At 67.5% G+C, this 8,495-nt stretch carries 7 protein-coding genes and 1 tRNA gene; 7 read left to right on the top strand and 1 reads right to left on the bottom strand.

From position 1 onward, the window contains the following. Positions 1 to 572 precede the first annotated feature (572 nt). Complete coding sequence (locus L942_RS17630; protein WP_200862847.1) at positions 573 to 1,607, top strand: glycoside hydrolase family 130 protein; 1,035 nt, start codon at positions 573 to 575, stop codon at positions 1,605 to 1,607. Between the two features lie 210 nt (positions 1,608 to 1,817). On the opposite strand, the gene L942_RS17625 is transcribed toward L942_RS17630, so the two are convergent. After that, positions 1,818 to 1,891, bottom strand: a tRNA-Leu gene (locus L942_RS17625). A 197-nt stretch (positions 1,892 to 2,088) separates the two neighbouring features. On the opposite strand from L942_RS17625, the gene L942_RS17620 reads away from it, so the two are divergent. From L942_RS17620 to L942_RS17595, 6 genes are all read left to right on the top strand, one after another. Beyond that, positions 2,089 to 2,703, top strand: coding sequence for an ANTAR domain-containing response regulator (locus L942_RS17620; protein ID WP_009079762.1), 615 nt, complete (start codon positions 2,089 to 2,091; stop codon positions 2,701 to 2,703). A 612-nt stretch (positions 2,704 to 3,315) separates the two neighbouring features. Further along, complete coding sequence (locus L942_RS17615; RefSeq protein ID WP_037361656.1) at positions 3,316 to 4,491, top strand: branched-chain amino acid ABC transporter substrate-binding protein; 1,176 nt, start codon at positions 3,316 to 3,318, stop codon at positions 4,489 to 4,491. A 94-nt stretch (positions 4,492 to 4,585) separates the two neighbouring features. Then, positions 4,586 to 5,599 (top strand): branched-chain amino acid ABC transporter permease, encoded by a 1,014-nt coding sequence (locus tag L942_RS17610; protein WP_037361660.1) that lies wholly within the window; start codon positions 4,586 to 4,588, stop codon positions 5,597 to 5,599. Continuing rightward, positions 5,596 to 6,741, top strand: coding sequence for a branched-chain amino acid ABC transporter permease (locus L942_RS17605; protein ID WP_037361654.1), 1,146 nt, complete (start codon positions 5,596 to 5,598; stop codon positions 6,739 to 6,741). The genes L942_RS17610 and L942_RS17605 overlap by 4 nt, the downstream gene beginning before the upstream one ends. After that, positions 6,738 to 7,667, top strand: coding sequence for an ABC transporter ATP-binding protein (locus L942_RS17600; protein ID WP_037361652.1), 930 nt, complete (start codon positions 6,738 to 6,740; stop codon positions 7,665 to 7,667). Before L942_RS17605 ends, L942_RS17600 begins: the two co-directional genes overlap by 4 nt. After that, positions 7,654 to 8,367, top strand: a complete 714-nt coding sequence (locus tag L942_RS17595; RefSeq protein WP_037361650.1) for an ABC transporter ATP-binding protein — start codon at positions 7,654 to 7,656, stop codon at positions 8,365 to 8,367. The genes L942_RS17600 and L942_RS17595 overlap by 14 nt, the downstream gene beginning before the upstream one ends. Positions 8,368 to 8,495 lie beyond the last annotated feature (128 nt).

Here is an 8,495-nt window from a genome sequence, read left to right as displayed (position 1 = left end):
CGCCGTGGCACTCGTCGGCGGCGTCGTGACTGTCCGGTACGCGATCGAGACCAAAGGCCAGGTGCTCGAACAGCTGTCGCCGTGACTTCGGCAGCCGACGATCCCGGCCCGGCGCAGGCGCGCAATCGCATGTGCTTGTCGCAGTCGCGGAGCGAATGAGACAGCGAAGTGCGGATGCGTGCTCGGATACCGCCGGCTTGTCCGCGCGAGTCGGTATGGCGGATGCCGCTGCTCGACCAGCCTTCCGGCAAGGTCTTCCTCAGCACCGCGCATACCACCGACATTGAGGAAACGGCTGAGGCACTGGAGAAAGTGTTGCGGCAGGGTGATCCGGCCCCGTCGACCAGAGAGCGCGCGCCCCAACGCGATTGTGGTTCGTGCCGGACTGGCGGGACAACACCGTCCGGCAAACCTGTCCGATCTCGGACAACTGGTCGTCAGCGTCCTCCCGGCATTGTCCGATTTTTTCTGTCCGGCCAGTTCCCGCGACAGCGGTTGACTGTGCCGGAGGACAGCACGGAAGGTCGCATAAGCACTCAGCGAGGCCGACGACGTTGCCCGGGAGGACAATCGTGGACGAGACAACCGGATTCCCGATCGGCCGCCGGGCGCTGCTGGCCGGAGTCGCCGGGACGGCGGCGGTCACCACGCTCGGCACGGCCGGTACGGCAGCCGGTGCGCCGGCCGCGAGCAAGGGGACCTTCCCGCTCGGACCGTTCACGAAAAGCAAGCGGAACCCCATCCTGCGCCCGGATCCCGCGCACCCCTGGGAGTCCGCCTACCTGTACAACCCGTGCGCGATCGTGGTCGGCAACCGCATCGCGCTGTTCTACCGGGCGCAGGACGCGGCGAAGACCTCCAGCATCGGGCTGGCGTTCAGCGAGGACGGCATCAATTTCACCCGGTTGCCCGATCCAGTCCTGACGCCGACCGAGCCGTGGGAGAAGCCGGGCGGGTGCGAGGATCCGCGGGTGGTGCGCGTCGGGGGCACCTATTACCTGACCTACACCGCGTACGACCACACCAGCGCGCTGCTCTGCCTTGCCACGTCGAAGGACTTGCGGAACTGGACCAAGCATCCGCCGCTGTTCCCGGACCTGCGCGACCCAGGCCACGGCGCGAAGCCGTGGAACAAGTCCGGCGCGATCGCGGCAACGCCGATGAACGGCTGGTACTGGATGTACTTCGGCGAGTCGAACATCTTCTGGGCGCGGTCGAAGGACCTGATCACGTGGGAAACGCCCGGCAACGACGATCCGGTCGCCAAGCCGGTGTTCCCCTGGGAAGGCTCGCTCATCGAGCCAGGCCCGCCGCCGATCACCACCGCCGACGGACGCCTCCTGCTGGTCTACAATGGACGGTCGGACGGCAAGGCCGGCTACCCGAAAGGCCAGTACTCCGGAGGCCAGTTGCTGATAGACCCGGCCGACCCGACCAAGGCGATCGCCCGGCTGGAGCGGCCGTTCATCCACCCGACCGCCGACGACGAGCAAAACGGCCAGGTGAACCACGTGACCTTCAGCGAGGGCCTGGTCCGGTTCCATGACCGGTGGTTCTTGTACTACGGAATGGCGGATTCGGTGCTCGGGGTGGCGACCGCGCCGTAGTGGCGATTCGCGCACCCGACCCGTGCTGCCCGGACCAGCGATGCCCGGCGGCGCGAGCTTCGAGTGGATCGATTTCGCTGGCCGACTCCGGCGGAGGGACGCTCACCTTCTCGGTGAGGTCGTTCAGCGTAAGCACGGGCCCGGCCGCATGGCGCGTCGGTATCGCCGCGGCACGAAAATCGCTGACCTGTGAAACAAGAAGAATCCGGGTGCCCCCGGTGAGATTCGAACTCACACTGGACGGGTTTTGAATCCGTTGCCTCTGCCAGTTGGGCTACGGGGGCCGCAGTGCCGGGAACTTTACGGGATCCGCCCTCCCCGCCGGCGAGCGGGTCCGGTGATCGACTTGGGGCCGGGGCTGGGTGTCGCCCGCCACTTCGTGGTGAACGCCATCGTGGGATCTGGATCGGTCCCGGTACGCTGGGCTCTCGCGGGTGACCGCGTGTCGAAGACGTCCCGCCGAGCCTTCAGGAGGACACCGGTGACCGAACAGGCTGCCGAGTCGAACGGCGCCGCCGCCGGCGTGCCGCAGCGACGGGTGCTCGTCGCGGAGGACGAGGCGCTCATCCGGCTCGACCTGGTGGAAATGCTGCGCGAAGAGGGCTACGAGGTCGTCGGCGAGGCCGGCGACGGCGAGGAGGCCATCGCGCTGGCCACCGACCTCAAGCCGGACCTCGTGATCCTCGACGTCAAGATGCCGAAGCTCGACGGCATCGAGGCGGCCGCGCGGATCACCGGCGACCGGATCGCGCCCGTCGTCATTCTCACCGCGTTCAGCCAGCGCGACCTCGTCGAACGGGCCCGCGACGCGGGCACCATGGCGTACCTGGTCAAACCGTTCGCCAAACGCGACCTCGTGCCCGCCATCGAGCTGGCCGTCAGCCGGTTCTCCGAGCTGCAGGCCCTCGAGGCCGAGGTCGCCGGGCTCACCGACCGGCTCGAGACCCGCAAGGTCATCGACCGGGCGAAGGGCCTGCTGATGAGCCGCCAGGGGCTCACCGAACCGGACGCGTTCCGCTGGATCCAGCGCACCGCGATGGACCGGCGCACCACGATGAAGGCCGTCGCCGAGGCGGTCGTGGAAAGCATCGGCTGAGCAAGCACCCGGGAAGCGGGCGCGGCCAGGGGGCCGCGCCCGCTTTTCTTCTCTCGGGCCCGGGAAACCCCGGAGAGTCACCGGCCGCTCCCGCACCCGCGCTCCCGCCCAACGGGAATCCTGTCCGGTTCGCCCGTTCCGCCCCGGCCTGCCGTGTCGCGCCGAAATCTGGCTCCCGGCCAGGGAAAACCCATCCGCCGCACCGATCCCGGAGCCACCCGTGCGGGTTGCCCTGCCCTGCGCGAAAGGGCAAGGTTGCTACCTTGGTAGCCAGGGGGATCGTGGTGTCGGTCACGATGACGGAGGGGATGTTCCTACACTGCCTTCATCGATCGGACGTCTGGTCAAGGTCCGTTCGAGGGGTGCTCGGACACGAAGAGTCGGTCACTCGGTCGTTGCAATAAGACGATCGAGTGTAAATCGTCCGTTAATTCTCGTGACGACCGTCACGATGTGGATACAAGACTCGCTGTGACTCTGTGCAACACCTCACCCGGCGGCTACGTTCAGCGCCCAGTCGAAGTCCCACGCAGGGACCCGCTGTTCCGCGAGGAGCGTGGCGGGTGGCATTTGGAGGAACGAGTGCAGAGAGCACGACTCACTAAGGTCATCGTGCTGGCCGCGGCGGGAGTCATCTCCCTGGGCGCCTGCTCGGCGCGGACCGGCAGTGGCTCGGGTGGCGACAGCGGCGCGCCGCAGGCCGCGGCCCCGTCGGCGGCGGCGAACGCGGCGGACCCGGCGGGAGACGGCAAGGCGCAGTGCGCGCCGACCTCGATCGCCTACGCCGGCACCATCAACGGCGCGAACGCGGCCCTGGGGCAGAACATCCTCAAGGGCGCGAAGCTGGCGGTCGACCAGCACAACAAGGCGAACCCGGGCTGCCAGGTCAAGCTGGCGGAGTTCGACACCGAGGGCACCCCGGACAAGGCGCCGGGCATCGTGACCCAGATCGTCAACACCCCGGGCATCATCGGCGTCATCGGCCTCCCGTTCTCGGGCGAGTCGAAGGCCGCGGGCAACATCTTCAACTCCGCCGGCCTGGTCGCCGTGACCCCGTCCGCGACGAACCCGTCGCTCGCCCAGAACGGCTGGAAGACCTTCTTCCGCGCCCTGGGCAACGACAACGCGCAGGGCCCGGCCGCCGCGAAGTTCATCACCGGCGACCTCAAGGCCAACAAGGTCTGCGTGATCGAGGACGACTCCGAGTACGGCACCGGTCTCGCCGCGTCGACCATCAAGGCGCTCGGCGACAAGGCGAGCTGCCAGGACAAGGTCAAGACGAAGCAGACCGACTTCTCCGCCGTGGTCAACAAGATCAAGGGCGAGAAGCCGGACGCGATCTTCTACTCCGGCTACTACCAGGAAGCCGCCCCGTTCGCGCAGCAGCTGAACGACGCGGGCGTCAAGGCGAAGTTCGTCGGCCCGGACGGCGTGAAGGACGACCTGTTCGTGAAGGGCGCGGGCGACGCCGCGGCCAACGCGTACTTCACCTGCCCGTGCGTGCCGGCCGACCAGTTCACCAAGTTCACCGACGCCTACAAGGCGGCGACCGGCGTCGACCCGGGCACCTACTCGCCCGAGGCCTACGACGTCGCGACGATCCTGCTCAAGGGCATCGACGCCGGCAAGAAGGACCGCGCCGGCCTGCTGGACTGGGTGAAGAACTACGACGGCCAGGGCATCACGAAGCACTTCAAGTGGGACGACCACGGCGAGCTCGCCTCCACCACGGTGTGGACCTACAAGGTGGAGAACGGAAAGATCGTCCGCAACACCGAAATCAAGTAGCTCACCGCTTTCGGTTCCAGTACCGGGGTGCGGGCCGGGCGGCGCGATCCCGCCCGGCCCGCACCCCGGTCCCACATGGAGAACTAGTGTGTCGATGATTCCTGACCTCAGTTCGCTCGTCCTCGCGCAGGGCGGCGGCAGCTGGATCACCTTCGACGTGAATTCGTTCCTGAACCAGTTCTGGGACAACACGATCGACGGCCTGGCCTACGGCAGCATCTACGCGCTCGTGGCGCTGGGCTACACCCTCGTCTACGGCGTGCTCAAACTCATCAACTTCGCCCACTCCGAGGTGTTCATCTACGGCGCCTTCGCGACGTGGTTCACCTTCTACGGCTTGGGTTTCCGCCCCGGCGCGACGCCGGACCTGCCGATCTTCGAACTGGTCGGCTTCCTGCTGCTCGCGCTCCTCGCGTCGATGGCGGTGTCCGGCGGCACCGCGGTCGTGCTGGAACGCGTGGCGTACCGGCCGCTGCGCAAACGCAACGCCCCCCGGCTGGTCTTCCTGATCACCGCGATCGGCGCGTCGTTCGTGCTGCAGCAGATCCTTTTCATCTGGCGCGGCGGCAACCCGGAGAACAGCATTCGCCTGCTGCGCAACGACGAGGTGTTCACGATCTTCGGCGGCAGCGTCACGATCGTCACCATCATCACCGTGGTGGCGTCGATCCTGCTGATGGTCGGCACGGACATCTTCGTCAATCGCACCAAGTTCGGGCGCGGCATCCGCGCGGTGGCCCAGGATCCGGACACCGCGACGCTGATGGGCGTCAACAAGGAACGCGTCATCACCCTGACGTTCCTCATCGGCGGTTTGCTGGCGGGTGCGGCGGCGCTGTTCTACATGATGAAGATCCCGCAGGGCGCCTCGTACCAGGGCGGCTTCATCCTCGGCATCAAGGCGTTCACCGCCGCGGTGCTCGGCGGCATCGGCAACCTGCGCGGCGCGCTGCTCGGCGGCCTGCTGCTCGGGGTCGTGGAGAACTACGGGCAGTCGCTGTTCGGCGGGGAATGGCGCGACGTCGTCGCGTTCGTCCTGCTGGTGCTGATCCTGATGCTCCGCCCGACCGGCATTCTCGGCGAATCGCTCGGAAAGGCACGGGTATGACGACGACTACGACGCCGCCCGCCACCCCGGCGAAGGAGCGCCGCCGTCCGGTCTCGGAGTGGTGGAACCGGCTGTCCCGGGTCCAGCAGTGGGGGGTGCTCGTCCCGCTGGTGGCGCTGGTCTACCTGCTGCCGGTGCTGAACCCGCCGCTGATCACCACCCAGCCCGGGTACGACTTCCCGATCGCGATGTTCGAGGTCGCCCGCTACGCGCTGGTCGCCATCGGGCTCAACATCGTCGTCGGCCAGGCCGGCCTGCTCGACCTCGGATACGTCGGGTTCTTCGCGGTCGGCGCCTACGTGATGGCGCTGTTCACGAGCCCGGATTCGTCGCTGTCGAAGCTGCCGTTCCTCGTCGTGCTGCCGATCGCGATGGTGGTCACGATGATCTTCGGGGTGATCCTCGGGACGCCGACGCTGCGCTTGCGCGGCGACTACCTGGCGATCGTCACGCTGGGCTTCGGCGAGATCGTGCGGCTGATGGCCGACAACATCGACCCGCTGCGCGGCAACCGCGGCTTCCAGGGCGTCGGGCATCCGCCGGGCTCGAAGGCGGACGGCAGCCCGCTGTTCAACAACACCGACGGCATCCCGTGGTACTGGCTCTGCGTCACGATCATCATCGTCATCCTGTTCGTGGTCGGGAACCTGGAGCGCAGCCGCGTCGGCCGCGCGTGGGTCGCGATCCGCGACGACGAGGACGCGGCCGAGATCATGGGCGTGCCGACGTTCAAGTTCAAGATCTGGGCGTTCGTCGGCGGCGCCGCGGTCGGCGGCCTTTCCGGCGCGCTGTACGCGGGGCAGCTGGGCTTCGTGAACAACCAGAAGTTCGACGTGGTCACCTCGATGCTGTTCCTGGCCGCGGTCATCCTCGGCGGCGCGGGCAACAAGGTCGGCGTGCTGCTGGGCGCGATCGTGGTGGCGTACGTGCCGCTGCGGTTCCAGGCGATCGCGGAGTACAAGTACCTGATCTTCGGCCTGGCGCTGATCATCCTGATGATCTTTCGCCCGCAGGGCCTGCTCGGCGCGCGGCAGCGCCTGCTCGCCTACGGCAGGCAGGCGTACCAGCGGCTGCTCGGCAAGGGCGAGCAGGTCAGCAGCGACGGTTCGCTGGCCACCGACACCCCGGGGGAGAGGGCATGACGGTCCCTGGCAACGGAAGCGGACCCGAGGTCCCGGCCGAGGGCGGCCTCGTGGCCGAGGTCGCGAACATGACCGCCGAGGAGCTCGCCGAGCACGAGGCCGAGGTCGCCGAGGTCGTCGCGCCGGACCGGGAGATCCGGGCCGAATACGGGGAGACGCTGCTCAAGGTCGACGACGTCACGGTCCGCTTCGGCGGCCTGGTGGCGCTCGATTCGGTGTCCTTCGACATCCGGCGCGGCGAGATCCTCGGCCTGATCGGGCCGAACGGCGCGGGCAAGACCACCTGCTTCAACGCGATGACCGGCGTCTACCGGCCGTCGTCGGGGCAGGTGCTGCTCGAGGGCAAGCCGCTCGGCAAGACGTCGCGGCACGGGATCACCCAGCTCGGCATCGCCCGGACGTTCCAGAACATCCGGCTGTTCTCCGAGATGACCGCGCTGGAGAACGTGGTCGTCGGCACCGACGCCCGGCACAAGACGAGCCTGCTCGGCGCCCTCCTGCGAGTCCCGCGGCACCACCGCGAGGAGAAGCAGGCGATCGAGAAAGCCATGGCGCTTCTGGAGTTCGTCGGCATCGCCGACCGGGCCGCGGACCGCGCGAAGAACCTGCCGTACGGCTATCAGCGGCGGCTGGAGATCGCGCGGGCGCTCGCCACCGAGCCGAAGCTGCTGTGCCTCGACGAGCCGGCCGCGGGGTTCAACCCGGCGGAGAAGGAAGAGCTCATGGGGCTGATCCGGACGATCCGCGACGACGGCTACACCGTCCTGCTGATCGAACACGACATGAAGCTCGTCATGGGCGTCACCGACCGGATCGTGGTGCTGGAGTTCGGCAAGAAGATCGCCGACGGGCTGCCGTCGGAGATCCGGGAGAACCCCGCCGTGATCGCCGCTTACCTGGGAGTTCCCGACGATGACGCTGCTTGAGCTTTCCGACGTTTCCGTCCACTACGGGCGGATCCAGGCCGTGTCCGGGCTGTCCATCACGGTCGACGAGGGCGAGATCGTCACCCTCATCGGGGCGAACGGCGCCGGGAAATCGACCACGATGCGGGCGATCTCCGGCATCCGGCCGATCTCCGCCGGTTCCATCCGGTTCGACGGCGAGGACATTTCGCGGCTGCGCGGCGATTTGCGCGTGGTCCGCGGGATTTCGCAGGCCCCGGAAGGACGCGGGATTTTCCCGGGCATGACGGTGCTGGAAAATCTGGACATGGGCGCTTACGCGCGCAAGGACCGGAAGAATCTCAAACCGGATTTCGACCGGGTTTTCGAGCTGTTTCCCCGGCTGGCCGAGCGCAAGACTCAGGTCGGCGGGACGATGTCCGGTGGCGAGCAGCAGATGCTCGCGATCGGGCGGGCGTTGATGGCCAAGCCTCGGTTGTTGTTGCTGGACGAGCCTTCGATGGGGTTGGCGCCGCAGTTCATCCAGCAGATTTTCCGGATCATTTCGGAGATCAACCGGCAGGGGACGACGGTGCTGCTGGTCGAGCAGAACGCGCAGCAGGCGTTGTCTCGGGCGCATCGGGCTTATGTGCTGGAGACGGGGCAGATCACGAAGACTGGCACTGGGCAGGAGTTGCTGGCTGACACCAGTATCAAGGAGGCTTATCTCGGGGTGGGGTAGTTCGGCTCGTCGCCCTGGCGGGCGACATTGCCGTTTTCAGTGGTTGCGTGGGCACCCCGATTTTTGATTGTGACTACGGCGCGGGGGTGCTTGTCAAGGCGGGAAAGATGCCTTGACAAGCACCCCCG

The organism is Amycolatopsis orientalis DSM 43388 (assembly GCF_000411975.1).
GTDB classification, from domain to species: domain Bacteria; phylum Actinomycetota; class Actinomycetes; order Mycobacteriales; family Pseudonocardiaceae; genus Amycolatopsis; species Amycolatopsis orientalis_D.
The sequence above is the reverse complement of the archived record's forward strand: the minus strand, read 5'-3'. Positions and strand labels throughout refer to the sequence as shown.

Bases quoted from the DNA above. Each gene is read 5' to 3' on its own strand.
- L942_RS17605 (WP_037361654.1), top strand. From the start codon at position 5,596: ATGACGACGACTACGACGCCGCCCGCCACCCCGGCGAAGGAGCGCCGC.
- L942_RS17610 (WP_037361660.1), top strand. From the start codon at position 4,586: ATGATTCCTGACCTCAGTTCGCTCGTCCTCGCGCAGGGCGGCGGCAGC.
- L942_RS17595 (WP_037361650.1), top strand. From the start codon at position 7,654: ATGACGCTGCTTGAGCTTTCCGACGTTTCCGTCCACTACGGGCGGATC.
- L942_RS17600 (WP_037361652.1), top strand. From the start codon at position 6,738: ATGACGGTCCCTGGCAACGGAAGCGGACCCGAGGTCCCGGCCGAGGGC.